Source organism: Geobacillus sp. E263 (assembly GCF_007197795.1).
GTDB classification, from domain to species: Bacteria; Bacillota; Bacilli; order Bacillales; family Anoxybacillaceae; genus Parageobacillus_B; species Parageobacillus_B toebii.
In genome coordinates this window covers 1,270,601-1,296,235 of record NZ_CP041632.1, presented here as the reverse complement: position 1 = coordinate 1,296,235, position 25,635 = coordinate 1,270,601, and the positions used below count along the sequence as shown (strand labels likewise).

The 25,635-nt window shown below is 42.2% G+C and carries 30 protein-coding genes and 1 pseudogene; 8 read left to right on the top strand and 23 right to left on the bottom strand.

All coding sequences use genetic code 11. The features are described from left to right. Positions 1-70 precede the first annotated feature (70 nt). From FNL97_RS06745 to FNL97_RS06730, 4 genes are read right to left on the bottom strand one after another with little or no spacing between them, the layout of a single operon-like run. Entirely contained in the window at positions 71-1,006 is a 936-nt protein-coding gene (locus FNL97_RS06745) for an aldose epimerase family protein (protein ID WP_143415253.1), read from the bottom strand. Beyond that, on the bottom strand, positions 1,003-2,520 hold the full coding sequence (galT, locus tag FNL97_RS06740) for a UDP-glucose--hexose-1-phosphate uridylyltransferase (protein WP_143415252.1): 1,518 nt from the start codon (positions 2,518-2,520) through the stop codon (positions 1,003-1,005). The genes FNL97_RS06745 and galT overlap by 4 nt, the downstream gene beginning before the upstream one ends. A gap of 2 nt (positions 2,521-2,522) precedes the next feature. Continuing rightward, a complete protein-coding gene (galE, locus tag FNL97_RS06735) occupies positions 2,523-3,509 on the bottom strand; it encodes a UDP-glucose 4-epimerase GalE (RefSeq protein ID WP_143415251.1) in 987 nt (328 codons plus the stop codon). Next, positions 3,506-4,690, bottom strand: a complete 1,185-nt coding sequence (locus tag FNL97_RS06730) for a galactokinase (RefSeq protein ID WP_143415250.1) — start codon at positions 4,688-4,690, stop codon at positions 3,506-3,508. Before FNL97_RS06730 ends, galE begins: the two co-directional genes overlap by 4 nt. A gap of 142 nt (positions 4,691-4,832) precedes the next feature. Between FNL97_RS06730 and FNL97_RS06725 the strand changes: the two genes are divergently transcribed. Continuing rightward, positions 4,833-5,615 (top strand): EcsC family protein, encoded by a 783-nt coding sequence (locus tag FNL97_RS06725; protein ID WP_143415249.1) that lies wholly within the window; start codon positions 4,833-4,835, stop codon positions 5,613-5,615. 28 nt (positions 5,616-5,643) lie between these two features. On the opposite strand, the pseudogene FNL97_RS06720 reads toward FNL97_RS06725, so the two are convergent. From FNL97_RS06720 to FNL97_RS18320, 7 genes and pseudogenes are all read right to left on the bottom strand, one after another. Next, positions 5,644-6,565: pseudogene (locus FNL97_RS06720) on the bottom strand (alpha-galactosidase); the annotation flags it as partial. Between the two features lie 204 nt (positions 6,566-6,769). After that, the gene (locus FNL97_RS06715) at positions 6,770-8,434 is read right to left on the bottom strand and encodes a glycerol-3-phosphate dehydrogenase/oxidase (protein WP_143415248.1); all 1,665 of its coding nucleotides are present in this window, start codon (positions 8,432-8,434) and stop codon (positions 6,770-6,772) included. Between the two features lie 191 nt (positions 8,435-8,625). Beyond that, complete coding sequence (locus FNL97_RS06710) at positions 8,626-9,189, bottom strand: glycerol-3-phosphate responsive antiterminator (protein ID WP_062678501.1); 564 nt, start codon at positions 9,187-9,189, stop codon at positions 8,626-8,628. A gap of 15 nt (positions 9,190-9,204) precedes the next feature. Continuing rightward, the gene (locus FNL97_RS17935) at positions 9,205-9,366 is read right to left on the bottom strand and encodes a hypothetical protein (protein ID WP_162839694.1); all 162 of its coding nucleotides are present in this window, start codon (positions 9,364-9,366) and stop codon (positions 9,205-9,207) included. 16 nt (positions 9,367-9,382) lie between these two features. Next, positions 9,383-9,724, bottom strand: a complete 342-nt coding sequence (locus tag FNL97_RS18330) for a sensor histidine kinase (protein ID WP_233131648.1) — start codon at positions 9,722-9,724, stop codon at positions 9,383-9,385. Between the two features lie 35 nt (positions 9,725-9,759). Then, on the bottom strand, positions 9,760-9,909 hold the full coding sequence (locus FNL97_RS18325; RefSeq protein WP_286173500.1) for a hypothetical protein: 150 nt from the start codon (positions 9,907-9,909) through the stop codon (positions 9,760-9,762). A gap of 36 nt (positions 9,910-9,945) precedes the next feature. Beyond that, entirely contained in the window at positions 9,946-10,506 is a 561-nt protein-coding gene (locus tag FNL97_RS18320; RefSeq protein WP_286173498.1) for a hypothetical protein, read from the bottom strand. A gap of 146 nt (positions 10,507-10,652) precedes the next feature. On the opposite strand from FNL97_RS18320, the gene FNL97_RS06695 reads away from it, so the two are divergent. Next, positions 10,653-11,120, top strand: a complete 468-nt coding sequence (locus FNL97_RS06695; RefSeq protein ID WP_089097833.1) for an Hsp20/alpha crystallin family protein — start codon at positions 10,653-10,655, stop codon at positions 11,118-11,120. Between the two features lie 41 nt (positions 11,121-11,161). On the opposite strand, the gene FNL97_RS17930 is transcribed toward FNL97_RS06695, so the two are convergent. Then, entirely contained in the window at positions 11,162-11,305 is a 144-nt protein-coding gene (locus tag FNL97_RS17930; protein ID WP_172713567.1) for a hypothetical protein, read from the bottom strand. A 128-nt stretch (positions 11,306-11,433) separates the two neighbouring features. Between FNL97_RS17930 and FNL97_RS06690 the strand changes: the two genes are divergently transcribed. Then, complete coding sequence (locus FNL97_RS06690; protein ID WP_062752683.1) at positions 11,434-11,622, top strand: hypothetical protein; 189 nt, start codon at positions 11,434-11,436, stop codon at positions 11,620-11,622. Then, positions 11,622-11,876: a sigma-G-dependent sporulation-specific acid-soluble spore protein CsgA gene (locus FNL97_RS06685; protein ID WP_062678504.1), complete on the top strand. Its 255-nt coding sequence runs from the start codon at positions 11,622-11,624 to the stop codon at positions 11,874-11,876. The genes FNL97_RS06690 and FNL97_RS06685 overlap by 1 nt, the downstream gene beginning before the upstream one ends. 35 nt (positions 11,877-11,911) lie before the next feature. On the opposite strand, the gene FNL97_RS06680 is transcribed toward FNL97_RS06685, so the two are convergent. Then, positions 11,912-12,250: a YppG family protein gene (locus FNL97_RS06680; protein WP_062678505.1), complete on the bottom strand. Its 339-nt coding sequence runs from the start codon at positions 12,248-12,250 to the stop codon at positions 11,912-11,914. Between the two features lie 170 nt (positions 12,251-12,420). Here FNL97_RS06680 and FNL97_RS06675 point away from each other — a divergent pair, with 170 nt between their 5' ends. Both FNL97_RS06675 and FNL97_RS17925 read left to right on the top strand, forming a co-directional pair. Further along, complete coding sequence (locus FNL97_RS06675; RefSeq protein ID WP_062678506.1) at positions 12,421-12,621, top strand: YppF family protein; 201 nt, start codon at positions 12,421-12,423, stop codon at positions 12,619-12,621. Between the two features lie 83 nt (positions 12,622-12,704). Beyond that, positions 12,705-12,875 carry a hypothetical protein gene (locus FNL97_RS17925; RefSeq protein WP_162839696.1) on the top strand — a complete coding sequence of 57 codons (171 nt, stop codon included), beginning with the start codon at positions 12,705-12,707 and terminating at the stop codon, positions 12,873-12,875. Between the two features lie 43 nt (positions 12,876-12,918). Here FNL97_RS17925 and FNL97_RS06670 read toward each other — a convergent pair whose 3' ends face one another. After that, positions 12,919-13,287: a YppE family protein gene (locus tag FNL97_RS06670; RefSeq protein ID WP_062678507.1), complete on the bottom strand. Its 369-nt coding sequence runs from the start codon at positions 13,285-13,287 to the stop codon at positions 12,919-12,921. A 63-nt stretch (positions 13,288-13,350) separates the two neighbouring features. Continuing rightward, complete coding sequence (locus FNL97_RS06665; protein WP_143415247.1) at positions 13,351-13,599, bottom strand: hypothetical protein; 249 nt, start codon at positions 13,597-13,599, stop codon at positions 13,351-13,353. Positions 13,600-13,861: 262 nt separating this feature from the next. Here FNL97_RS06665 and recU point away from each other — a divergent pair, with 262 nt between their 5' ends. Further along, positions 13,862-14,467, top strand: a complete 606-nt coding sequence (gene recU / locus FNL97_RS06660; RefSeq protein WP_081189457.1) for a Holliday junction resolvase RecU — start codon at positions 13,862-13,864, stop codon at positions 14,465-14,467. 36 nt (positions 14,468-14,503) lie between these two features. Then, positions 14,504-17,242, top strand: a complete 2,739-nt coding sequence (locus FNL97_RS06655) for a PBP1A family penicillin-binding protein (protein ID WP_143415246.1) — start codon at positions 14,504-14,506, stop codon at positions 17,240-17,242. 26 nt (positions 17,243-17,268) lie between these two features. Here the strand turns inward: FNL97_RS06655 and FNL97_RS06650 are convergent, their stop codons facing one another. The 8 genes from FNL97_RS06650 to dinG all read right to left on the bottom strand — a co-directional run bounded on the left by FNL97_RS06650 (position 17,269) and on the right by dinG (position 25,620). Beyond that, a complete protein-coding gene (locus FNL97_RS06650; protein ID WP_143415245.1) occupies positions 17,269-17,772 on the bottom strand; it encodes a YpoC family protein in 504 nt (167 codons plus the stop codon). Continuing rightward, positions 17,756-18,427, bottom strand: a complete 672-nt coding sequence (gene nth / locus FNL97_RS06645) for an endonuclease III (protein WP_062678512.1) — start codon at positions 18,425-18,427, stop codon at positions 17,756-17,758. The genes FNL97_RS06650 and nth overlap by 17 nt, the downstream gene beginning before the upstream one ends. Positions 18,428-18,486: 59 nt before the next feature. After that, positions 18,487-19,194, bottom strand: coding sequence for a DnaD domain-containing protein (locus FNL97_RS06640; protein ID WP_015864245.1), 708 nt, complete (start codon positions 19,192-19,194; stop codon positions 18,487-18,489). 65 nt (positions 19,195-19,259) lie between these two features. Continuing rightward, positions 19,260-20,552: an asparagine--tRNA ligase gene (asnS, locus tag FNL97_RS06635; RefSeq protein ID WP_143415244.1), complete on the bottom strand. Its 1,293-nt coding sequence runs from the start codon at positions 20,550-20,552 to the stop codon at positions 19,260-19,262. A gap of 145 nt (positions 20,553-20,697) precedes the next feature. Further along, the gene (locus tag FNL97_RS06630) at positions 20,698-21,888 is read right to left on the bottom strand and encodes a pyridoxal phosphate-dependent aminotransferase (RefSeq protein WP_015864247.1); all 1,191 of its coding nucleotides are present in this window, start codon (positions 21,886-21,888) and stop codon (positions 20,698-20,700) included. A 21-nt stretch (positions 21,889-21,909) separates the two neighbouring features. Further along, positions 21,910-22,392, bottom strand: coding sequence for a cell wall elongation regulator TseB-like domain-containing protein (locus FNL97_RS06625; protein WP_015864248.1), 483 nt, complete (start codon positions 22,390-22,392; stop codon positions 21,910-21,912). Between the two features lie 6 nt (positions 22,393-22,398). After that, entirely contained in the window at positions 22,399-22,569 is a 171-nt protein-coding gene (locus FNL97_RS06620; RefSeq protein ID WP_015864249.1) for a YpmA family protein, read from the bottom strand. 285 nt (positions 22,570-22,854) lie between these two features. Then, positions 22,855-25,620, bottom strand: a complete 2,766-nt coding sequence (dinG, locus tag FNL97_RS06615) for an ATP-dependent DNA helicase DinG (protein ID WP_143415243.1) — start codon at positions 25,618-25,620, stop codon at positions 22,855-22,857. Between the last annotated feature and the right edge of the window lie 15 nt (positions 25,621-25,635).

The window sequence follows — 25,635 nt, the reverse complement described above, 5'->3', positions numbered from 1 at the left end:
TAGTGAAATAGATCCCTTCCTCCATATGTTTTTTTACAATAAATTTTCTTTACCAATGTTCTAGATCATATCATTCTGCCCCTATTTCTATTTGAAACCACCATGTAAATACTCCCTTTGGTTCCACAAATGAAACTTTCCGAATGGCATGAGCGACAGACAAATGATCGTACACTCCAGTACACGGTTCGAGCGCCAAATTATAGTCGCCGCGATAGCCACCTTGCGTTTTCCAAACTCCTAAATACGGAATTTTTTCCGCTGGATAGTGGTACATTAGTTTGCGTCCTGTATTTTCTTGAACGATTCCGCACATTCCTTTCGGGACGCGCTCGGTAAAATAAAATTTCTCACAGTTGTTCGCAGATGGCGGCTCCATTTTTGATAAATCCAACGGTTTCCCGGTTTTTCGCGAAATCGTAACGGGATACGGATGAATCGTTCCCCATTCGCCAAGATGTTCCGTCTGATGTTCGACGGTCATTACGCTGGTCAAACTGTCAGGAACGATGATTTTTGTATATTCGTCACATCGCAAAAGCGCATGAGGGGTCCAAATAAAGTAAAATCGTGTGTCGCCATCATTGGTGACCGCATAATCAAAACAAAGTCGATTCACTTCTAACCAAACTCGCTTTGTCATCGTATATGGGAAAACAGGACTTTTGACAGTAAAAACAACCGTCTCCCCTTCCAAACGATATTCCCACGGAAGCGCCCATACTTCTCCGTGATCAGGAATCGGCTTTCCCGTTACAGGATCAAAACAAGCATCGATGCTTGGAAATACTTCATCGAATCCACTAGAATCATAGTCGCTAAAAACAGCGCCGTAACTCGGTATGGTGAGCGTATCGCTTTTTGCTTGAAACAACCATTCTTTATTCGTTTCTTTATCGATTAACGAAGCGAGTTTACTGCCGTACTCCGGCAAAAACACGGCTCTTATATAATTGTTTTCCAAAATGATGCTTTTTAGTCCTTTGAACGTTCCTTCCCGAATCATGACAACTTCTCCTGCACTTTCCGTAAAAAAGTACGAAATGCTTGTTTTCCTCTCTCGGTTCGTTTAAAAACACCAGCGTGTTCTAATACGGTAATAAATCGCTGCCCTACCTCATGCTGTAAAATATCCAACACGGTTTCTTTCGTAATGTCTGTATATTTGCTGCGAATTTCTTCATACCAGTCCCAATGTTTTAACAACGCTGGGTCCCAATCCTCTTTTTTCGTATGTTGAATAAGATATTGTGCTAATATGTCCAATTCTTTCGCAAGTCTTCCAGGTAAAACGGCAAGCCCCATCACTTCGATTAAGCCGATATTTTCTTTTTTAATATGATGCAATTCTTCGTGAGGATGAAAAATGCCGTATGGATGTTCACGTGATGTCCGATTATTGCGCAAAACGATATCCATTTCAAATAAACCGGCGCGCCGTCTCGCGATCGGCGTGACGGTGTTGTGCGGAGTAGTGCCGCTTTTGGCATAAATATCGACACTCGGGTCGCTATATGTCTGCCACGTCCGGTAAATGACATCAGCCGCTTCGAGCACTTCCTCTTTTTTGCCACGAAGGCGAATGACTGACATCGGCCAGCGGACGATCCCTGCCGCGAGTGACGGAAAAGCAGAAAAAGAAACATATTCTTCGATTTCAGCTTTTTCCATCGCAAACGTGTAGTTTCCACCTTGAAAATGATCATGCGCTAAAATCGAGCCGCCGACAATCGGCAGATCAGCGTTCGAGCCGATGAAATAATGCGGAAATTTTTCGATGAAATCAAGTAAGCGCGCGAATGTTTTTCGTTCCATTTTCATCGGAACATGTTCAGCATGGAACACGATGCAATGTTCATTGTAATACACATATGGAGAATATTGGAAATACCACTTCTCGTCTAATAACGTAAGAGGAATGACGCGATGATTAGAGCGCGCCGGATGATGCCACGTTCCTTCGTATCCTTCATTTTCTTTGCATAGCACGCACTTTGGGTACGAAGATGCCGGCGCGTCTTTTAATTTGGCGATTTCTTTCGGGTCTTTCTCCGGTTTGGATAAATTGATCGTAATATCAATCTCTCCGTATTCTGTTTTCGTTTTCCATTGTTTATTTTTCGCAATCCGCGCTGTGTGAATGTAGTTGGAGGCTTTGCTAAGAGAATAAAACCAGTCTGTTGCTAGTTTCGGGTCTTTATTGTATTTGGCATAAAATTCACGGATCACTTCGGATGGACGCGGCATTAAACAGTTCATCAGCTTGGCGTCCCATATATCCCGCTCTGTCGTCGTATTCGTCTTGATGCGGCCATTTTCGTACGCCCAATCTAAAATGGCCTCTAATATCGGTGAAGGAGAGGAAAAGGACACATCCTTTACCTCCACTGGTTTCCACTCCTCTAACTGCAGCGCCGCGAGCAGGCGATTGCGCGTGTAAACGATATCTTCACGATGAATCAGTCCGTTTGCGATCCCGTATTGGATGAGCTGTTCTAACGCTTCAAAAATGTCTGCCACCGTCACACACCTCGATATCCGTTCGGTTTCGCTTGATGCCACTCCCATGCGGAAGCGACAATATCAATAATCGATGTATATTTCGGTTCCCAACCGAGCTCTCGTTTTGCTTTTTCCGAGGATGCGACGAGCTTCGCCGGGTCTCCCGGACGCCGCGCCACGACGCGTGCCGGAATCGGATGGCCTGTTACATTTCTAGCTGCTTCGATGACTTCTTTTACGGTAAATCCGCTGCCGTTTCCTAAATTATAAACGTTGCTTTCCGCACCGCTTCGCAATTTTTCAACAGCTAAAATATGGACGTCGACTAAATCAAGAACATGAATATAGTCGCGGATGCAGGTGCCGTCAGGCGTATCGTAATCATCTCCAAAAATATGAATCTCTTCCCGCTGCCCAAGCGGCACTTTTAAAATTAACGGGATTAAGTGCGTTTCCGGATTATGGTCTTCGCCGATGATCGTCCCGTATGCCCCCGCGACATTAAAATAACGAAGAGAGATGTAACGAATTCCGTAAGCACGATCGACCCATTTCATCATTTTTTCCATCGCCAATTTCGTTTCTCCATATGTGTTGGTTGGCAGCGTTGGATCCGTTTCCACAATTGGAATTTGTTTTGGTTCCCCATACACCGCCGCCGTTGAGGAAAAGACGATTTGTTTCACGCCGAACTCGTTCATTACTTCTAACAATACTTGCGTACCGTAAACGTTATTGTCGTAATATTTAAGCGGCTCTTGCATGCTTTCGCCGACAAGGGAGTTGGCGGCGAAATGAATCACCGTATCGATCTCATGCTTACGAAATACATCGCGCAAAAACGCGCGGTCGCGAATATCCCCTTGATAGAAGGTCGCTTCCGGATGGACGGCCTCCCGATGCCCTGTTTGCAAATTATCAACAACAATGACCTTTTCTCCCTTTTCGATTAAGCGATATACCGCATGGCTGCCGATATAGCCTGCGCCGCCGCAGACAAGAATCATACGCTCATCTCCTTTTCTCCCGTTATTTCTTTCGCTCCATCACCAATTTTCACAACATAAAAACTAGCTTCATAGCCAATTTTTTTCATATATTCATTGCCTACTTGCTCAATAAAAGAAGGAATAAACTCATCTTTTACAATATTTACGGTACAGCCGCCAAAACCAGCTCCAGTCATACGGGCTCCAATCGTCCCTTCGTGGTTCCACGCCGCTTCAACAAGCGTATCAAGCTCTAATCCTGTCACTTCATAATCATCGCGCAACGAAATGTGGGATTGTTTCATTAACTCGCCAAAGCGCGCCAAATCTCCTTTTCCCAACGCAGTAGCCGCCTCTATCGTTCGTTCATTTTCCGTCACGGCATGGCGTGCTCGCTTTTGTTCGATTGGAGAAAGAAGGTGATCATATTGTTCTAACTGCTTGCTTGTCAGCTCGCCAAGCGACTCGATATTTAGCTGCGCTTTTAATTTCAACAAAGCAGCTTCACACGTCGATCTTCGTTCGTTATACGCTGAATCGGCCAAACCACGCTTTTTATTCGTATTTGCGATGACAATCGAACAATGATTGAACGCCACAGGAATATAGCGGTATGCCAGCGTTTGGCAATTTAAGAGAATCGCATGATTTCGCTTTCCCATTCCGACGGCAAATTGATCCATAATGCCACAGTTGACGCCGACATATTCATTTTCTACTTTTTGGCTCATTTTCACAAGTTCGAGCATATCGATATGCTGCTCGAATAACTCATTCATCATCACCGCCGTAACTAATTCAATCGAAGCGGAAGACGATAACCCGGCACCGTTCGGGATCGTTCCATAATACAAAATATCAAGTCCCGTCTCGATCGGATAAAACGATTGAAACGCAGCAATAACTCCCTTTGGATAATTTGCCCATCCGTGCTTGTCTTGGTAGGATAGGTCGTCATAAGATACGGTAATGATCCCTGTTTCCGGAAAATTTTTTGAGTAAAAGCGGATAAACGGATGTGCCGTTTTTCGCACAAGCGCATACGTCCCCATTTCTAAAGCGCACGGCAGCACATGCCCGCCGTTATAGTCCGTATGCTCGCCAATTAAATTCACGCGGCCAGGCGCGAAGAAAATACGAATTTCTTCATTTCCGCCTCCAAATATTTCAGTAAACGTTTTTATTAAATTGGTGATCATGAATGATACCCCCTAAATATACCTTTAGTAAATATTTTAGTAAAAATTTTATTATGGATCAATAAAAAAGAAACATTTTCTTTTTGGAAAACGTATAAGAAGTAGCTTATTCCATCATCTTATATATAAGGGGGGTTATCCAATGGAAACAAAACAAGTATTAGAACAAGAACTGCAATCAATCCACCGCTGGGAACAAGACCAAAAAGACTTATGGTTTTGGGAAAAACTTGGGCGCTTGCCGTTTAAAGTACTTGATCAGCTGACACCGAGCATCGTACATAAAAAACTCGGGCAATTGCTTGACGAATTAGGAAGTTATATACAAACAGGCGGGCAATATCTTGTCAATGAAGAAAAAATATTAGAGAAACTCCACGTCACAACGGTGCAACAAGCTGCACATCTGCCGCTTGCGACAATGGACCGCGTTTGTGATGAGTTGATTCAATCGCGAGTAACATTCGCGCAATACCAGGGGGCAACGACAGGTGTCGGCGGAATACTGACACTTGCCATTGACATTCCGGCATTGCTCGGTCTTGCGTTAAAAACATTACAGGAAATCGCCATTGTTTACGGTTATAACCCGAAAGAGAAAAAAGAACGTATTTTTATTGTGAAATGTTTACAATTTACTTCCGCTGATATTGTCGGCAAAAAAGCGATTTTGGACGAGCTTACGTCATTTTCCAACGAGCATCGGCAAGTTTTTTCCCAAATCCAAGGATGGCGTGAAGTGATGATGACATTCCGTGACCAATACGGCTGGAAAAAGCTGTTTCAATTTGTTCCAATTGTCGGCATTATTTTTGGTGCGGTGTTTAATAGAGCTTTTATTAAAGATATCGCTGAAACAGGGAAAATACTGTATCGGAAGCGGCGGATTTTAGAAAGACTCTCTCAACTAGAAACCGGTGTCTAGCCGCATTCTAGACACCGGTCTTACTTTATTAATGTGATTCTTTTAAATGCCAAATGACGCTGATGAAATCGCCGCGGCGCTCCGGAACATTCAGTCCCACATACATCAGTTCATCGCCGCCGTACACTTCTCCGCTTCCGGTGATTTCGTAATCTTTATTTGGATCCAGCCCTTTAAGCCGCAAGAACGACAGCGGTGCATTCGCTTCCGCCAGCACGCGAAAATAGGCGACAAACGCTTCTGATTTGTCTTCCGCTACAAACATCCATGCCGTTTCATTTCCTTCAAATGGGCTTAATATTCGGTAAAACGTTCCAAACTGCACAAGACGGCGAATGTCTTTATAAAATGCGACTTGCTGCTTGACAATGGCTTTTTCTTCTTCGCTTAACTTTGTCAAATCCAGTTCATAGCCAAAGTTTCCCGACATCGCCACATGCCCGCGCATTTCCAACATGAAGGCACCAGTCTGGATGCTTCCGATACAGCTCGCTGTCCACTGAAACCATTTCCGGTTCTATCCATAGACCAAACTGCATGCCCATTTGGTTAATGTTTTTTGCCAGCCCTTCTAGTCCATTTGGCAGCTTCTGTTTATTGACGAACCAATCTCCTAACGAACTGCGGTCATTATCGCGTTTGCCAAACCAACCGTCATCTAACACAAATAGCTCAATTCCTAATTCTGCCGCTGTTTTCGCAAGGCGCAAAATTTTTTCTTCATTAAAATCCAAATACGTCGCTTCCCAGTTATTAATAAGAATTGGTCTCTCGCGATCCCGATATACTCCGCGCGCCAAACGAGTTCGATATAGCTGATGGTATGTTTGCGACATCCCGTTTAGCCCTTTATCTGAGTACACCATGACAACTTCAGGTGTTTGAAACGACTCGCCTGGTTCTAACAGCCAAGTAAAATCAATTGGATTATATGTAATCCCCATCTTTATCCCCCCTCTTCATCAACTTAACAATAATTAGATGTAATCGCTTGCATTATTTTTATTTATTTTAAGTAAAAATTCAGTAAAAAACAATTGTATGCTATCTATAATACATAAAAAATGGTGCTCAAGAAAATAGGATTGAGCACCATCCTTTAAAATAGTCTTAGTGAGACCTCGCCGCTTCCCGAAACGCTTTTACTTATCTTATTAATCATGTTCACTCGGAACAACCGCTTGATGCAACGCTTTTTCCAGTTCTTCTGCATAGGCTGCCGTCTGCTCTTCCGTCCATTGCAAATAGTTGGCCATAAAGGCAGTGACGCGGTCTTTCCAGCGGCGAACAGAAGCGATATCAAACAATAGCGCGCCAGTACGACGGATGAAATAATCAATCGGTTTTGCGGTCATTTCATAGTCAATGGCATATACAAGGCGAACAAACTGCTCGCGGGAAAGGCCGCATGAATCATCGTATTGTTCACTTAGTTCAAATAATTGATCGACGTTGGTGCCGTATATTTTCGCTAATCGTTCCCCTTCTTCTTTCGTAAAACCATAGCGCACCGCTTCTTCGGCTTTTTTCGCGATAAAGGCTGGCAATTGCTGTGAGCCGCCAACATCTCCGCCGGAAATCGGTAAATGTTTTGTTTGGCATGGACGGAATGTTCGTCCTTCTTCTTTTTCCAACAGTTTCGCAACTAAATCGACGACCGTTTCTGCCATTTTCCGATAACCGGTTAGTTTTCCGCCAGCAATCGTAATCAGCCCTGTTGGAGATTGCCAAATTTCGTCCTTGCGTGAAATTTCCGATGGGTCTTTTCCTTCTTCATATATAAGCGGCCGAACACCCGCCCAGCTTGATTCAATATCATCCGCGGTAATGTTTACGGATGGGAACATATAGCGAATCGCACGCAGTAAATAATCGCGGTCTTCTTTTGTCATTGTCGGGTTGGCAATATCTCCGTTGTAAAACGTATCGGTCGTGCCGACATACGTTTTTCCATCGCGTGGAATCGCGAATACCATGCGGCCGTCCGGCGTATCAAAATAAATCGCTTGTTTCAACGGAAATCGTTTTTGATCGATGACAATATGAACTCCTTTTGTCAGCTGCAGCATTTTCCCCGTTTTTGAATGGTCTTTTTCCCGCAGCGTATCTACCCATGGCCCGGCAGCGTTGATCACTTTTTTCGCGCGTATTTCGTAAGTGCGGCCGCTTAGCTGATCGCGGCATCGCGCACCGATCACCTTGCCGCTTTCATTGTAAAGAAATTCTTCCACCTTCGTATAGTTTACGGCATGAGCGCCGAATTCCGCCGCTTTTTTCATGACTTCTATCGTCAAACGGGCATCATCCGTACGATATTCGACGTAATAGCCGCCTCCTAGAAGGCCTTCCTGTTTAATCAACGGCTCTTTTTGCAATGTTTGTTGGGCATTTAACATGATTCGTCGTTCGCTTTTTTTCACCCCGGCTAAATGATCATATACCCATAAGCCGATAGATGTGCTCCATTTGCCGAACGTTCCCCCTTTATGAATCGGCAAAAGCATCCACTCTGGCGTAGTGACATGCGGACCGTTTTCATAAACGATCGCCCGCTCTTTTCCCACTTCGGCCACCATTTTTACTTCGAATTGTTTCAAATAACGAAGTCCGCCGTGTACGAGCTTGGTCGAACGGCTGGAAGTACCTGCCGCGAAATCTTGCATTTCCACAAGCGCCGTTTTCATGCCGCGCGTGACTGCGTCTAACGCAATACCGCAGCCGGTAATGCCTCCTCCTATCACTAATACATCGTAATATTCTTTGCTCATTTCTTCCAAACGTTGACGATGTTGTTTGCTTGAAAACAATGTCGCTGTCATGAAAAAATTCCTCCTTTATTGTTAAAAGACAAAAAGAGACCATTGCAAACACGATAAGCTTCCGCTTACCATGCATGCATGGTCTCTCCTGATCTCCTGACTTATTATTAACTTACTTTTATTATAGCGAAAAACAGCTTGTTTGGCTAGTGAAATATGGTATCTTTTTGAAATGACTGTTTTCATGTTTCTTACAAAAAACACTCATAGTGTTTCCATAAATCTTTATTCGAAGTGGTTACGGAAACCGCCCCTGCTTCTAACGCGCGCTCAACGTCGTCCACGGTGCGAATAAGGCCGCCGGCATAAATCGGTTTGCCTGTTCGTTCCTTTACTTCCCGAATAATATGAGGCATTGCCCCAGGGATCACCTCAATGCAATCAGGTTCTGTTTTTTCAATCAATTGATAGCTTTTTTCAAGCGCATGTGAATCGAGCAAGAAAATGCGCTGAATGGCAAGCACCTTTTTTTGTCTTGCCTTGGTGATGACATTTCCCCTCGTAGAAATAAGCCCGTACGGATGAAATTCTTGGCATAAATATTCCGCCGCATGCTCATCGTGGCTCAACCCTTGAACTAAATCCGTATGAATGATCAGTTTTTTTCCATGCTGCCGCGCGTAATGAAACACGCTTTTCAGTTGAGAAATATGCACTTCTAATAACACTCCATAAATATAGCGGCTATTTAAAAATTTCTCAAAATCTTTCATCGTTTTCATCGCAGGGATGATCTTCTGACAATGAATATCCATCGTTTTCCACCTTTTTCATGCTCTATTTTTTTCCGCCTCGATTTCTTCCATGCAAGATAATGACATCATTGTCCGCGGTTTGCAAGTCGCAATTTTTACTCCTCGTTTGCGAAATTTTTCTACGACGTGCTGGATATTTTTTTTCTGCATCATCGTACTTTCGTGAAGATGTTCCATTTGATCTCACCTTTCTTTACTTTCCTCTAGGAATCGATAGCTCAACGGTTGTTCCTTTGCCGACCTCACTGTCAATCGTAATTTGCCCATCGTATTTATCGATCATTTCTTTTGCGATGGCTAATCCAAGACCAACGCCGCCCTTTTCGCGGCTTCTCGCTTTATCCACACGGTAGAACCGCAAAAATACTTTTTCTAATTGATCCCGTGGTATTCCGATCCCGTAGTCTCTTACCGCAACCGTAACAAACCGCTCTTCTTCTTTGATCGAAATGGTCACTTGTTTTGCTTGTTGCGAATATTTTACCGCATTATCTAATACAATTAACAACAATTGTTCAAAATGATATTTCGTCATCCGAATTCGCGCCGCTTTACTCGATAAATCATCGATCACAAATTGAAAAATTGTTTTTGTTGATCAAACAATTGCTCAATCTCGTCCATCATTTTATTGAACATCATCATTAGTTCCGACATTTCATCATTAGAAGCTGGAACGTCGATGCGCTTTTTCATCCCTTTATTTTTAATATCCATCATTGTTTTTGTTAACGTTTTTAGACGTCCAACAAAATTTTAGGCAACAAGCCTGCTGATGAAAGCGCTCATAATCATTGCCACGACCCCAATGACAGTCATGATGAAAAACAGCATATTCATCATTTGTTGAAATTTCACAAGACGGCGTGCAATTTCAATCGTTCCATTCAAGGTCGAAGTATGTAAAGGCTCCCGTAAAATAATGAAACGTTCATCGTTTACAAAATGATAATCCATTTGCAACTCTTTTGGAGCACCGCTTGGCGATAAGGAAATGGAAGCGCCGTTAGAAACAGAGACAACAACGTTTCCTTTACGATCAAGCACCCGAATCAATTGATATTTTTCGTTTAATTCTTCGAGCAGCTGTTTGCTTTGACGAATATCCTTCCATGATAGATTACGTTTTTCCGCATAATAAGTTTCAATTTCTTCAACCGTTTTTTTCATCGCTTTTTCTTCTTCGTTTAACAACCATTGCTTCACCACATGATATTGCAAAAACGTGAAAACAAAATAAGTAATAAAAATAGCGATTGCAGAAAGAAAAGTAAGCTTCCATTTTAATGAGACGTTTTCCGATCGAAAAAGTTTCATGACCGCATCACATATCCAGCGCCTCGTACTGTTTGGATATAACGTTCTTTGTCGGTTTCATCAAGTAAAAATAAGAGTGACTTTTTTCCATTACTGCACATACATTTAAACTAAGGAATGCCATGCGAAAGGAGGGCTATGGGGGAATGAGCGATCATTTTCAGCCGCCGATGAAAAAAGAGGGAAATAGTAACCCGCTCCAACATTTATGGGAAATGGTCGACCAATTTTTTGATGAACGACCGTTAAAAAAAATGATGGAAACGCTCGATGAATACTTCCAGAAAACGCTTTCCCACACCTATATTCCAATTGATGTTCGCGAAACGAAAGATGAATATACGATTATCGCTCATCTTCCTAATGTAAAACGAAACCAGATTCAGTTGGAATTTATCGATAATCATTTACAGCTTATCATCCAAAATAATGAAATGATCGAATCAATAGACGAACAAAGTCATTTTTATCAACAACGACGAATGCATCAACATATTGCTCGCGTAATCCCATTGCCTTACGCAGTAAGTGAAAAAGAAGTAAAGGCGTCATGGAAAAACGGCAAACTGATCATCCGGCTGCCGCAAAAGCGAAAATATATCGATATCGAATAAGAAAAAGGGCATGTCCAAAACATGGGCAGCCCTTTCTTATATTATGAATTTTTATGTGATTTACTTCCGTATTTATTATTGATTTCAGGAGTCGGGTCTTTTTGAATATCCCATTCTTTCGCGGTTTTTTCACGATTGTTTGGATATTTGTTTTTTTGTTCGCGATTGTCATTGCGATTTGTCACATCCAGTCACCTCCATAAAAACGGATCTGTCTTCGTTAGTTTATGCTGTTTTCTATTTTATTAACCGCTATGCATCATACATACTTTTGTCACGGTTAACTCACTCTACTTACTAGAAGGTGCGGATGATGAAAAAGTCATTGCCTGATTTTGATCGATTAACCGACCGGCTCATTAATGAACCATCTGATGAACCGATGGTAGTCATAAAAACGAATCTGGATCCGAAGCAAGTTACCGAAGAAAACCCGTACACACATGGAAAACAAACCGTCAGCAAAACATTTGAAACGTTTTTTAAAGGGGAGGAAACGTAATGGAAAAGACGCTTGCTTATTTGCGGGAAATTTTATCGAACTATACAGAATACCATGATGACACCCCACGCCGCATTTATAAAAAACTGCTCAGCAAACCATACAAAAGTGAAAGCGAATTCGTCCGCGACCTGTCGCAAAAAGAAGCCGCTTTTTTAGACCGCATTTTGCCTCATGAAATTCGCTACGCGATGGATGAGCGCGATTTTGAGCGAGTATATCAATTAAATGAAGTGTATGAGCTGCTCATTTAAAAAGCAAACTCCTCCACGAACGTCCGCGGAGGAGTTTACTTTTTAAATGTGTTAATTAATCCTTTAAGCACCCCGTTTACTTGATTAACGGTATTAATCATTTGCCCCATGGTGTTCATCATTTTATTAATATCATATGTGCCATCGGATTTTTTAAACTGTGCCATTAACGACTGAATACCAGGTGATGGCGGTGTTAACAAAGGACCAGGTTTTGGGTATGGCGCAGGGTACGGAGACACAGCGGTATGTTGATGATGCCCGATCGGCAAATAGCTAGGAAACGGCGGGGCATATGGATATGGATGCCACGCATGGTGATATGGCGCATAAGGAGAAAATGGCGTGGATAAAGGACGTGGATATCGATACATACATCTACTCCCCCCAATTTCTAGGCTGACATAGTATATGTGCAAAAACAGATGAACGTGAGGATGGACATGTCATGAATTGTCGGAAGTTTTAATTTTCCGAATTTAAAAAAATCCCATCTTCTTATGGTACTATTATTTATATATAAAAGGGGAAGGGGGAAAGCAGGATGAACATGGCGGAATTAAAAAACAAATTTATCGCAGTAAAAAACTATGAACCGACTGATGTGAATGAGCTGCTTGATTTTGCGCGGCAAATGTATTTACGAGGAGAGATCACGATTGCACAGTACCGTGATCTTGTTCGTGAATTGGAACTCGCTGGTGCTTATAAACCAGATAATAAAAACGAATATATCGGCTTATAAATCCTGAGAGGGTTGCTTTTCCCTTTCTTTTTTTGTATACTTCTCTTTTTTTTTGCCAAAGTAATAACAAGGGGGTGTTTGCAATGGGTAGAGGCGTCCATTTTCAACATAAGCTAAAAGGCCATGACCATGAGAAACCGAAGCATGGAAACAATGTTTCGCCAAAAGCGACAGAGCGCGTCGAATATGAAATTGGAACCGTCGCAACAGAAAACAGCGGTCCTGTTTCTGTAAAGGTGAAAAAAGATTTATAATAAAAAAGCTGTCTTCTTTTACATCGAAGACAGCTTCCGTCTATCATTGCTGAACGCTCTCTTCTAAGCGTTCTTCGATAAGCAACAACGTATATTCAATCGATCGGCAAAATTGCTTGATGCGCCGATGTGGGACCGATGGATAAAATGCTTCCACACATATTTTTTCGATATTTTCTCCTGCCGTTTCAATTTGTACTTCGTAAATATGCTTTGGTCGTACTTTTTTCACCCATAAAAGCGCCATTTGTTTCCATTCGTCTACTACTTGTTTTACTTGATCAGCAAATGGCTTTACCTCTTCAAAAAAATCCGGTTCCTTTTGTTGCTCTTGAGCTTGCTGCGAAATATATAACAATTGCTTATTGTAGTCCAATAACTTTTCTGTCAACACTTTTAACTGCTTTTCCATGGCGATTTCCCTCCAAGCGTCCTTTTTAACTATACCATACCATTTGCGCTGAAGGGAAAAAACTTACACAAAGTAAAGCTTTGAAGCAAATGGAAGTGATGGATCCTCTCCTTCCGCAAAATCATCTAATTGCTCTTCGACATTCGCCAATTGTTGCTCTAATCGATCAAACTGTGTTTGGTTTTGTTCATAACGCTCCTCAATGATATCTTCGATCACTTTTTCCATTTTGGCGTCTACTTGCTGTATTAATTGGAAAATTTCATATAGTTGTTTTTCCACTTCCTCTTTTTTGACCCACCGCTGATCCACTGTTATTTTCCCTCCCATCTCTCAATGATGATAATCAATTCGCGATAAAACCTTGACTCCCTTCCTATATGACAAAACTAGAACTATTTCGGCAAAGAAAGTGTCCGCAATCATTACTTCGAACAATTTCGACATATGTAAAATACGGTCAAGAAAAAAATTGTCTGCGTAATCATGTATGTGAAAGGATGAATTGAGACGCTTATTGCACCCGTTTCTCGATTTCCTATGGTATAATAGAAAACATTCAAAGGAGATGAAGATTATGTTTAAATATCCTGGAGGCAAAACGTATGAAACAAAACAAATAAACAAGCCGATTCATCCATTTCAGACAAACTACGGAAATCGGGGAATGACGCTAGAAGAAGATTTGAATGCAACAAACGAATATTACCGCGAACACGGGATTGCCGTCATTTATAAAAAACCGACGCCGGTGCAAATCGTTCGTGTCGACTACCCAAAACGAAGTGCCGCAGTCATTAAAGAAGCATATTTTAAACAAGCATCCACCACTGACTACAACGGTGTATATCGTGGGAAATACATTGATTTTGAAGCAAAAGAAACGAAAAATAAAACATCGTTTCCATTAAAAAATTTCCATGAACACCAAATTCATCATATGCAACAAGTATTGCGGCACGGGGGAATTTGTTTTGTCATTTTGCGTTTTACTACACTGAATGAAGTTTATCTTCTTGATGCGAACCATTTGATTATGTTTTGGGAACAACAACGATCAGGAGGAAGAAAATCCATCCCGAAACGAGAAATCGAACGGTACGGCCATTACATTGCACTTGGCTACCAACCGAGAATTGATTATATTAGTGTAGTAGAAAAAGTCTACTTTTCTCATTAACAGATGTAAATTTCATAAGAAAGGCAGGATTCGCTTATGTCTGGTGAATATCGTTCTCGTGTGGAACGAAAACAAGCATCCAAGCGAGCAAGGCAAAAGAAAGCGAAAAAACAAAAAGGTACATCGCTCTTTAAAAAATTAACGGTTGCTGTCTTATTGTTCATGATGATAGGAATGGTGGGAGGAATTGCCACATTTGCCTATTTCATTAAAGATGCGCCGCCGTTTGATGAAGCAAAAATTAAAGACCCTTTATCGTCCACTGTTTATGACATGAATGGCCGTAAAGTGGCGGAGCTCGGCGGTTACAAACGAACCTATATTTCTTATAAAGATATTCCAAAAGTGTTAGAAAACGCTGTTTTGGCGACAGAAGACGTTCGCTTTTACAAGCATCACGGCGTGGATTTTATCCGGCTTGCCGGCGCTGTTGTTGCTAACATAAAAGAAGGGTTCGGGGCCGAAGGCGGAAGCACGATCACTCAGCAAGTCGCCAAACTTACTTTCTTATCACAGGAAAAAACGTTAAAACGAAAAGCGCAAGAATTATGGCTTTCCCTTCGTTTGGAACAAAAGTATTCGAAACAGGAAATTTTAGAAATGTATTTAAATAAAGTTTATTACTCAGACAGCATTTATGGCGTGGCTAGAGCCGCGGAATATTATTTTGGAAAGACGGATTTAAAAGACTTGACGCTTCCTGAAGCGGCTTTGCTTGCGGGAATGCCTCAAAGCCCAAACAACTACAACCCATATGACCATCCGGAAGCTGCGAAAAAGCGCCGGGATCTTGTATTATCGCTAATGGCAAAACATGGCTTTATCACAAAAGAGGAAGCGGAAAAAGCAAAGCAAGTACCGATCAAATCGATGCTGGTTGAACGAAAAAAACATGATAACTCTATTCCGTATGACTCGTTTATCGATGAAGTTATTAAAGAAGTTACCGATCAAGCGAATGTTAACGTGTTTGAAGACGGATTAAAAATTTATACAACGCTAGACCAAGATGCGCAAAAACATGTGGAGGATTTATTAAATTCCGATACGTTGTTTACAGATAAAAAAGACTTGCAGTCGGCAATCGCGCTAGTTGATACAAAAACAGGCGAAATTCGCGCGCTTGGCGGCGGACGCCATCGCGAAAAGGTAACGTTTGGGTTTAACTATGCGATTCAACCAGTCGGTCAGCCTGGGTCATCCATTAAGCCAATTTTAGATTACGGTCCGGCAATTGAATACTTAAAATGGTCGACTGCCCATCAAATCGTCGATGAACCATACTCTTACTCTAACGGAAAGCCGATACGAAATGCTGATAGAAAATATTTAGGTCCGATGACCATACGCTATGCTTTGGCAAAATCCCGCAACATTCCAGCGTTAAAAGCGCTTCAAGCTGTTGGAAAAGAGCGTGCAAAAGAATTTGCTAACAGACTCGGCATGGGATTGGACGAAGTGCATGAAGCGTATGCGATCGGCGGATTGGAAAACCGTGTTTCTCCATTGCAAATGGCTGGAGCTTATAGTGCTTTTGGCAATAATGGGGTATATATTAAGCCGCACGCTGTCACGAAAATCGTCTTTCCGGACGGCACAGAGATGAACTTAAAACCAAAACCGAAAAAAGTGATGAAAGATTATACAGCGTACATGATTACAGATATGTTAAAATCGGTTGTCCAATACGGAACGGGTACGCTTGCGAACGTTCCAGGGCTTCATGTTGCCGGCAAAACGGGAACAACGAACTATCCTAGCGAAGTGGCGAGAAAATACGGTCTATCTGAACGCGCCGTACCGGACAGCTGGTTTGTCGGCTATACACCAAACTATACGGCAGCGGTTTGGACCGGATTCAGCAAACGCAGCAGCACCGCTGATTTATCACAATATGAGCAGAAGATTTCACGCCTTTTATTTAAACAGGTCATTTCCTACGTAGATGATGGCGGCAGCGATTTTAAAATGCCGAATAGCGTTGTAAAACTGCCGATTAAAAAAGGCACTAATCCGCCAAAACTAGCAAGCAAATATACGCCAGAAAGCGAAATTAGTTACGAATGTTTCGTCAGAGGAACGGAACCGACAGAAACAGCGAAAGACGAACCGGAAACATTGCCATCAGTAACGAATTTGCAAGCGGCGTATAACGCGGAAACAAACTCCATTTCTGTTTCATGGAACTATAGCAACGACAACGCCATCTTTGAAGTTCGTATAAAAAATGACAAAGGCGAGCAAAATGTCGTTACGACAAGAGAAAAAGCGATTACTGTCAATAATCCAACACCAGGCACTTACACATTCGCTGTTTACGCAAAAGATGGAAAAATCCAAAGCAGACCAGCATTGACTAGCGTACGAGTGCCAGGGGAAGAACAAAACCAACAAGGAGAGGAAAATCAAGATCAAACTTCTCCTTCTGATCAAACAAATCAAGGTGAAAATATCGAACAACAACCAAATGAAAATAATAATAATGGAACTAACGAAGACAGCAATAACAATGATAATAGCAATAATAATGGCAATTCTGATGGCACTACTTCCCCGACGCCGCCATCTACCAATCCGACAACTCCTCCGCCGCAAAATAATAACAACAATGGCGGAGGAAACAATGGAAATACCCCGCCTAACAACGGGGGAAATAACGGCAATACCCCTCCTAATGGGGCAAATAATGGTAATACTCATAATACCCAGCATAACAACGCTATTGGAACCAATCCTTATCGTTCCAATGTCATAAAACAAGAAAGTGAAAATTAAAAAACAATAACAAAAGGATGTCTCGCCTATCGAGACATCCTTTTGTTTATTGCCATTTGTTTGTACGCTAATTTTGCCGTTTCCTCCAATAATTCGCTCAACTGAATAAATGAATGATATATATCACAACGGTCAAAAACAAATTGAAGCCGTTCCGAGCAATTGACCGGTTTCACCGGCAGCGCATGTATTTCTTCTTGCCAATGACGCACGTTTTTTACTCGCTTTCCGTTCAGCCAAAATAAACAGGAAAGCAAATAAGAAAGCCCCCGGATCATCGGAGCGCGAGCAGAGCGGCGGTCGCGTTTGGCAAAGCATCTTTCTAATCGTTCTTTTTCCTCGCTCCATAACTGCAGCACTGCAGGAATCGACTGTTCGATATTATTCCAAGGAAATGGTTCGCGTTCGATCATATCGTAATAAAAATAAACGATTTTCATCATATGCGGAAAAGGCTGCTCATCCTTTATTGCAATGACTTCTCCTTCATGAAAAAACAGTGGATGAGCAAACTCATTTGGTACGCGCATCATTTTCCCCCTTTTTGCGCATCCGCTTTTTCCCTTCCCGGCATAAATCAAGAAGCGGACAAACGTGACATTGCGGAGACTGCGCTTTACAATGATAACGGCCGAAAAAAATCATGCGATGATGTGTAATCGACCATTCTTCTTTCGGAATTTTTTTCATTAACGTTTCCTCGACTTCCAATACGGAAGCATCCCATCGGCAAAAACCGAGCCGCTTGCTGACGCGCTCGACATGCGTATCCACAGCAATTGCGGGTATACCAAAGGCGACAGAAACAACCACGTTCGCCGTTTTCCGTCCGACTCCCGGCAATTTCATTAGCTCATCGCGATCTTTCGGCACTTGTCCATTATATTTTTCCATTAATATCGCGCATAATTTTTGAATATTTTTTGCTTTGTTGCGATAAAGCCCAATCGAACGAATATCTTGCTGCAGTTCTTCAAGCGGGACAGCCACATAGTCTTCCGGAGTTTTATACTTTTCAAATAAACGTTTCGTTACTTTATTGACTAATGCGTCCGTACATTGGGCGGATAAGACGACAGCAATTAATAACTCAAACGGATTCCGGTGCACTAACTCACAATGTGCGTCGGGAAACATTTCTCCCATTTTATCTAGACAATAGCGAATTTGTTGTTTCGTAAGCATCCATCTTCTCCTTTCTCCTGTCCTACTTGCAAAGAAAAACGAGAGACAACGCCTCTCGCTTACGAGTCCAGCCAATTAAAAAATGGAATCGTTTGTTTATACTCATTTTGCACAGGTTGTATCGATTTGGCTGACTGCTGATGTTTTCGGAATTTTCTTCCGTAATTTTGCGCCTGCTCGATCGTGCGAATTCCATTCTTTTTCCATTCAAATAAAATACGGTCAATATAACGGAAGTTTAATTTTCCTGATAACACCGCCTCACGAAGCGCCGCTTTAATGATGAGCGGACTATGTCCGTCCTGGTCAATCCACATCGATAATGTTTCACATTCAAACGGAGAGAGCGGGCGGCCAAACTCTTGTTCAAACACGGTATACAAACTTTGCTCTTCCTCTTGCCGCTCTTGTTTTTCTTCTTTTAGCGACTCGGTGTATAAATAATGAACAAGCTTTTCCCAAAGCGGCTGCAGCGAATATTTTTCACTGCGAATCTCCCGCTCATCCATATGCTCTTCAATCGAAATAAACCCCTTTTGCAGCAATTTACGAAGCATTTCCATGCACTCGGAAGGAGTGGCTGTCATTTTTTCGGCTAACTCAGCTGGAGTGGGAAATAAAATTCCTTCTTCAATAAAGGAATGCAGATGGAGCAATAGCACGAATTCCGTTTCAGACAAACCGAGATGTTTATAGTGGTTCAATAATAATTTTGGAATGGCAATGCTTCCTTGTGACAGCCATTCGGCCATTTTCTTTTTATCCATACGGATGCACCTCAATTATAGTATAGCATAATGAGATAAAAAAACCCCCTTTTCGGGGGATTTCTTTACGGATAAAGACGGTTCAACAAACGCGGGAACGGAATCGTTTCGCGAACATGATCGACGCCGCAAATCCAAGCAACCGTGCGTTCAAGTCCTAAACCGAATCCAGAGTGAGGAACGGAACCGTACTGACGCAACTCTAAATACCACTTGTACGCTTCCATCGGCAGGTTATGCTCTTCAAGGCGCTGCTTTAACAATTCATAGTCATGGATACGCTCTGAGCCACCAATAATTTCTCCGTAGCCTTCCGGCGCAATTAAGTCCGCGCATAACACGACCTCTGGACGCTTTGGATCCGGCTGCATATAAAACGGTTTTAATGTGGTTGGATAATGCGTAATAAATACAGGCTTGTCAAAACTTTCGGCAATCGTTGTTTCATGAGGAGCGCCAAAATCGTCGCCCCAGCTAATGTCGTTAAACCCTTTTTCATGCAAAAGTTGTATCGCCTCATCATATGTAATGCGCGGGAATGGAGGTTTAACAAGCTCGAGCTTTGCCGTGTCACGTCCTAACGTCTTTAACTCCAATTGGCAATTTTTCAATACAGACTGAACAATATACGAAACGTATTCCTCTTGAAGTTTTAAGTTATCTTCGAATTCATAAAACGCCATTTCCGGTTCAATCATCCAAAATTCAATTAAATGGCGCCGCGTTTTTGATTTTTCAGCACGGAATGTCGGACCGAACGAAAATACTTTACCAAGCGCCATTGCCGCCGCTTCCATATATAACTGGCCGCTTTGCGACAAATAGGCGTCCTCATCAAAATATTTTGTATGAAATAATTCCGTCGTTCCTTCCGGCGCACTGCCCGTCAAAATCGGCGGGTCAACTTTCACAAAACCGTGATTGTTGAAAAATTCATATGTCGCACGAATCACTTCGTTGCGAATTTTCATAATCGCATGCTGACGGCGTGAACGAAGCCAAAGATGGCGATGGTCCATTAAAAACTCTACGCCGTGTTCTTTCGGAGTAATCGGATAGTCAACCGCTTCATGGATAATTTCTAAATTCGTGACGGAAAGCTCATAACCGAATGGAGAACGTTCATCGATACGCACCGTTCCTGTTACATATAACGATGTTTCTTGTGTGATGGATTTGGCAATTTTAAAAACGTCCTCTGTTACGTTTGCTTTTTCGACAACTCCTTGAATAAAACCTGTTCCATCACGCAATTGCAAAAAGGCTATTTTTCCACTAGAACGCTTGTTGGCAAGCCAAGCGCCAATGGTTACTTCTTGTCCTACGTAATTTTTTACTTCTGCAATTGTTGTTTTCACGTACTTTTCCCTCCAACATCTGTTGCAACGCAATGTATGTAACACAATCATTCAATATTATACATTTCGACAAAAATAGAGGCAATAGAAAAGGAGCGGAGCTGCGTTAGAAAAGCGGCTCTGCCGTGGGCAAAGCCGCTTTTGATCAAGAGCGCTGAAGTTTTTGTTCCATAAATTGTTTAATGCGTTTCACTGCTTCTTCCAACACATCAAGCGAAGTTGCATAAGATAGACGGACGTTGTCCGGCGCACCAAATCCAGATCCTGGAACAAGCGCAACATTTGCTTCTTCTAACAACGCTTTAACCAATTCGTCCACCGTATCATAACCAGCCATTTCCGCAGCTTGACGAGCGTTCGGGAACAAATAAAATGCTCCTTGTGGTTTAACGCAAGTAAACCCCGGAATTTGAATCAGTTTTTCATAAATGATATTTAACCGTTCTTCAAATGCTTTTCGCATTTCTTCCACCGGCTCTTGTGGTCCGCTGTACGCGGCAATTGCCGCATATTGCGCGATCGAGGTCGGATTTGATGTGCTATGGCTTGCAAGGTCGGTCATTGCCCGAATAATTTCTTTATTTCCAGCCGCGTATCCAATCCGCCACCCTGTCATCGAATGCGATTTGGAAACACCGTTAATCACGATCGTCTGCTCTTTTAACTCTGGCGACAACTGCGCAATGGATACGTGTTTTGCATTCCCGTACACTAATTTTTCATATATTTCGTCAGACACGATTAAAATATCGTGCTGCAAGCAAACTTCCCCAAGCGCTTTTAGCTCCTCTTCCGTATAAATCATTCCCGTTGGATTGCTTGGCGAATTAATAATCACTGCTTTTGTCCGGTCGGTAATCGCCGCTTTTAACTGTTCTGGCGTAATTTTAAAGTGATTCTCCTCTAGCCCCTCGACGTAAACGGGTACACCGCCGGCAAGCTTCACTTGCTCTGGATAGCTAACCCAATATGGAGTCGGGATGATCACTTCATCCCCTTCGTCTAAAATAACTTGAAACAACGTATACAACGCGTGTTTTGCTCCGACACAAACGATAATTTCTGACGGCTCATAATGAAGCTGCTGGTCTTTTTCGAATTTCTTAATAATTTCCTCCTTTAGAGCCGGCAGGCCTCCTGATGGCGTATATTTCGTATGCCCTTCATTCATCGCTTTTACGGCTGCGTCGATAATATGCTGAGGCGTGTTAAAGTCCGGCTCGCCTGCCCCTAAGCCGATCACGTCATAGCCTGCTGCTTTTAGTTCTTTTGCTTTTGCCGTAATCGCCAATGTCGTGGATGGTGTAAGTGAAGCAACCCGCTTTGCAAGTTTCATCGTTTCTTCCCCCTAATTACGTCATTGTTGAAAACTGTACCTCTTTAGAAATGTCCCGTCAGTAAAACTTAAGTAGTAAAACGAATAGCGATTATATTGATCGATATATGTCAACTCCCAAAGAGGTACACCCTTTTCCATGCCAAGCTTAGCGGAAATGAGCTTTTTCGGATGACGCTCCGCTTTTAATTTCGCAATCGCTTCTGCTTCCGTAATGCCGCTTTCCGCTCGTTTGACAACGATATTTCCTTTTTTTTCAGGAACCCAAGCAATATATTTTTCCCCTTGCTTATTCTTGCCGATAAACACAATATAAGTTTTTTCACCGTAGTATGTATAAGTGCGCTCGATATGCGTGAAAGCAATTTTTTCTTTCGCACGTTCTAATGCCTTTTCTTCCAACGACTGTTTCGGCTTCAAGGCATCTTGATAAACAGAAATCGCCTGCCAAACTCCAAGACATAAAAAAATGAAGATGAAAACACCCCATTTTTTCATTTCCATCACATCTTACGTACGATAAATCGTAAAAATAGCCTGTTTTTTATCCTTTTCATCCAAAGCTAATCCAAACATAAGATTATTTCGTTTCAACGTTCGGTTCAGGCAATCAACAATTTTGTATAAATCATCAGAATGTTGAATTTTTACGGTAGCAAGCACTTCAATTTTACTTTCCATGATATTGCTTCCTCCTGTGCGACACAAATTTTGTTACTTATACAAATAAGGTACAACGGCAACAATACAAATACAACAACAATATGACATGTTGTATTTCTTCACTATTATAACAGGTTTGCCTGTTTATTTCATAAAAAATTGCCCGCCTACACCACACATATTTTTAACAGGCGCCTTGCTTTTGCATCTATATGCGTGCGGCAAGGCGCTTTTTCCAGCTATTTGCCGAATAAATTGGACCAGTCAGTTTAGCTATAGATTACGCCATTTTCCGTCCATTTATCATAGCCATTTTTCAAGTTTTTGCAAAAGTTGATCAAGCGATGCTTCATAAATCGTAAGCGACGGCAACGAGTTTAAAAAGTATTTTCCATATGAAGCAGATGTAAGCCGGCGATCAAAAACAAATATCGCACCCTTATCTTTTTTCGTTCGAATTAGTCTTCCAAAACCTTGTTTAAAGCGAAGTACAGCCTCCGGAAGAGACAACTCGTAAAAAGGATTCCCGCCTTTGGCGCGAATATACTCGCTTTTTGCTTCGATCACTGGATCATCTGGCGGTGCAAATGGCAAACGGACAATCACTACTACCGACAATTCGTCACCAGGCAAATCTACACCTTCCCAAAAATTGCTTGTTCCAAACAAAATGGCTTGATCAAACTGTTGAAACGCTCTTGTCAGTTTTGTCGCACTCCCGCTTTGCACCCCTTGAGCAATCAATACATAGTCTTCATTCCGTTCCTCCATCTTCATCGCGGCTGCCGTCAATTTGAGCAATTCATATGACGTAAAGAGAACAAGCATTTTTCCTTTGATTCGTTCGGCAATTTGTGATACCCCTTCAGCAACTACGGCAGCATATTCTTCCAAAGATACAGAAGAAATCGGCGGAAAATCGCTTGGAATCATTAACATTGCCTGTTCTTTATACGAAAACGGAGACGGAATCGTTTGGCAAATCGGATAAAAATCGCTTAATCCAAAACGGGATATTATATATGCAAAGCTGCCATTCATCGTTAATGTCGCCGAGGTAAGCACAATACTTTTTTTCGGCATAAACAGCCGTTCGGCAAAAAATTCATCCAACTGAATGGGCTGTGAGTAAACAGCCGTTGCATTAGCTGCTCCTTTTTCTTCCGCTTCAATCCACCGGACCACCATTGGGTCATCGCTTTCGAATAAATCGTATAATGTATCAATGATTTGGTTCAAGGATGAAACGTCGGAAAAATAGGAATAGGGCTGGGCAGATATGGATGATTCCATGTTGTTTTCTGAAAAAAACGTTTGCAACTGTTTTGTTTCATCGACAAGGTTGGCAACATGGCCGCGGATGCGCCAAAGCAATTCTTTCATTGCACTCCATTGGCGGCCGCTTTCTTTTTGTGGTTCAAATCGGTAGCGGCAGCGTCCAGATTCCGCTGATTTCCTTTCTAATGCATAACGGCGTATCATGCGAAACAGTTCATCACACTCAAACTGAAGTTCTTCTACAAGCTGCCCGCAGCGAAAAAAATGATCATCCGCATTCCAATGGCGCCCGGCAAATAATTTCATTAATTTTGCGAGCGAACCATTTTCATTCACTTTTCCAATTCTTGTTAGTATTAAACGAATCGAAACATAATCCACTTGCTGTCCAAAATAATGGGACGCTACCTCTTCTAAATGATGCGCTTCATCCATAATCATATGCTCATAATCAGGCAGAAGCGGAGTAGAAGCAGTAACATCATGCAATAAAAAAGCGTGATTCGTAATCACAATATGAGCTTCTTCCGCTCGCTGCTTCGCTCTCCAAAAGAAATTATATTTGCCGCCATTATCTTCTTCATCCATAACTAACAGCGGCCAAAATAAACGCGCGCCGGACGATGCATTCAATTCATCCATATCTCCCGTTTCCGTTTGCGTCAACCAAACAAGAAGCTGACATTTTAATAACACAACATCGTAATTTTGATGATGTTCCTGCAAAAAAGCGATGAACTTGTCCAATGAAAGATAATTGCGCTTTCCTTTCAGCACCGCTACGCGAAGCGGAAACGGAACGACCTCTTTTAAAAAAGGAATATCCCGTTCAAGAAGTTGCTGTTGCAACTGAAGCGTATGTGTACTAATCACAACACGTTTTTGCTGTTCATATGCAAAAAAAGCGCTTGGAATTAAATACGCCAGCGATTTGCCAATTCCTGTCCCCGCTTCGATTAAAGCGTGCTGAGACGTTTCGAGCGCCTCATAAACGAGCTTCATCATTTCCCATTGCCCATCTCGTCTTTCATAATGATCAAGCGGAAGCGTATGCGGGCCAGCAAAAAACGCGGCAAATGAGGCGTCTTTATGATGATCTTCCTCTTTTCTTTGCATCGAAACAGGTTTTTTCAGTGCAATGCCGCGGTAAAATATATACGACTTTTCATCCGCTAAAGACGCCATCTTTTCCATAATGATATTGTCTAACAATGGATATAAATCACTTTTAAGATAAGGAGACAATCTCTTTAGATGCTGCAATGTTATAAGCGGCAGTTGACGCAAACGGTTCAGTAACGCAATGAACAATTTCGCTGTCACTTCCGCATCGCTATTGGCTTGATGCGGCTGGTTATGGTCAATATGCAGCTGTTTTGCTAAATCTCCTAATTTATAGCTTTCGGCAGTCGGAAAGACAATGCGAGCAAGTTCGACCGTATCAATCGTTGGTCCTGAAAACGGGGGCAATCCTGCCATATGCAATTCTTCCTGCAAAAACTGCAAATCAAAAGAGACGTTATGAGCAACAAAATAAGACTGTTGCAACATGTCAGCCACTTTTGCAGCTTCCTCAGCAAAACTAGGTGCATCCGCGACCATTTGTTCAGTAATATTTGTTAATTGCTGAACAAATGGAGGAATGTCTCGTTCTGGATTAAAAAAACTAGAGAAACGATCAACAATTTGCCCGTTCTCAATGACCACCATGCCAAGCTGAATGATGCGGTCGCCTTTTTTCGGAACATTCCCCGTTGTTTCTAAATCAATAATGACAAAACGGTCTTTCATGTTGTCACCTCAAAA

Bases quoted from the DNA above. Each gene is read 5' to 3' on its own strand.
- FNL97_RS06710 (WP_062678501.1), bottom strand. From the start codon at position 9,189: ATGGATATTCATTGTCAGAAGATCATCCCTGCGATGAAAACGATGAAA.
- FNL97_RS06690 (WP_062752683.1), top strand. From the start codon at position 11,434: ATGAAAAAGTCATTGCCTGATTTTGATCGATTAACCGACCGGCTCATT.
- FNL97_RS06680 (WP_062678505.1), bottom strand. From the start codon at position 12,250: ATGTATCGATATCCACGTCCTTTATCCACGCCATTTTCTCCTTATGCG.
- galE (WP_143415251.1), bottom strand. From the start codon at position 3,509: ATGATTCTTGTCTGCGGCGGCGCAGGCTATATCGGCAGCCATGCGGTA.
- FNL97_RS18325 (WP_286173500.1), bottom strand. From the start codon at position 9,909: ATGATGGATATTAAAAATAAAGGGATGAAAAAGCGCATCGACGTTCCA.
- FNL97_RS06640 (WP_015864245.1), bottom strand. From the start codon at position 19,194: ATGGATAAAAAGAAAATGGCCGAATGGCTGTCACAAGGAAGCATTGCC.
- FNL97_RS06745 (WP_143415253.1), bottom strand. From the start codon at position 1,006: ATGATTCGGGAAGGAACGTTCAAAGGACTAAAAAGCATCATTTTGGAA.
- FNL97_RS06675 (WP_062678506.1), top strand. From the start codon at position 12,421: ATGAACATGGCGGAATTAAAAAACAAATTTATCGCAGTAAAAAACTAT.
- FNL97_RS06725 (WP_143415249.1), top strand. From the start codon at position 4,833: ATGGAAACAAAACAAGTATTAGAACAAGAACTGCAATCAATCCACCGC.
- FNL97_RS06695 (WP_089097833.1), top strand. From the start codon at position 10,653: ATGAGCGATCATTTTCAGCCGCCGATGAAAAAAGAGGGAAATAGTAAC.
- FNL97_RS06730 (WP_143415250.1), bottom strand. From the start codon at position 4,690: ATGATCACCAATTTAATAAAAACGTTTACTGAAATATTTGGAGGCGGA.
- FNL97_RS06670 (WP_062678507.1), bottom strand. From the start codon at position 13,287: ATGGAAAAGCAGTTAAAAGTGTTGACAGAAAAGTTATTGGACTACAAT.
- FNL97_RS06715 (WP_143415248.1), bottom strand. From the start codon at position 8,434: ATGACAGCGACATTGTTTTCAAGCAAACAACATCGTCAACGTTTGGAA.
- FNL97_RS06650 (WP_143415245.1), bottom strand. From the start codon at position 17,772: ATGCGCGTACCAAATGAGTTTGCTCATCCACTGTTTTTTCATGAAGGA.
- FNL97_RS06630 (WP_015864247.1), bottom strand. From the start codon at position 21,888: ATGAAACTTGCAAAGCGGGTTGCTTCACTTACACCATCCACGACATTG.
- FNL97_RS18330 (WP_233131648.1), bottom strand. From the start codon at position 9,724: ATGACGAAATATCATTTTGAACAATTGTTGTTAATTGTATTAGATAAT.
- FNL97_RS06685 (WP_062678504.1), top strand. From the start codon at position 11,622: ATGGAAAAGACGCTTGCTTATTTGCGGGAAATTTTATCGAACTATACA.
- FNL97_RS06620 (WP_015864249.1), bottom strand. From the start codon at position 22,569: ATGGAAAGTAAAATTGAAGTGCTTGCTACCGTAAAAATTCAACATTCT.
- FNL97_RS06625 (WP_015864248.1), bottom strand. From the start codon at position 22,392: ATGGAAATGAAAAAATGGGGTGTTTTCATCTTCATTTTTTTATGTCTT.
- FNL97_RS18320 (WP_286173498.1), bottom strand. From the start codon at position 10,506: ATGAAACTTTTTCGATCGGAAAACGTCTCATTAAAATGGAAGCTTACT.
- nth (WP_062678512.1), bottom strand. From the start codon at position 18,427: ATGCTTACGAAACAACAAATTCGCTATTGTCTAGATAAAATGGGAGAA.
- FNL97_RS17925 (WP_162839696.1), top strand. From the start codon at position 12,705: ATGGGTAGAGGCGTCCATTTTCAACATAAGCTAAAAGGCCATGACCAT.
- FNL97_RS06655 (WP_143415246.1), top strand. From the start codon at position 14,504: ATGTCTGGTGAATATCGTTCTCGTGTGGAACGAAAACAAGCATCCAAG.
- dinG (WP_143415243.1), bottom strand. From the start codon at position 25,620: ATGAAAGACCGTTTTGTCATTATTGATTTAGAAACAACGGGGAATGTT.
- FNL97_RS17935 (WP_162839694.1), bottom strand. From the start codon at position 9,366: ATGGAACATCTTCACGAAAGTACGATGATGCAGAAAAAAAATATCCAG.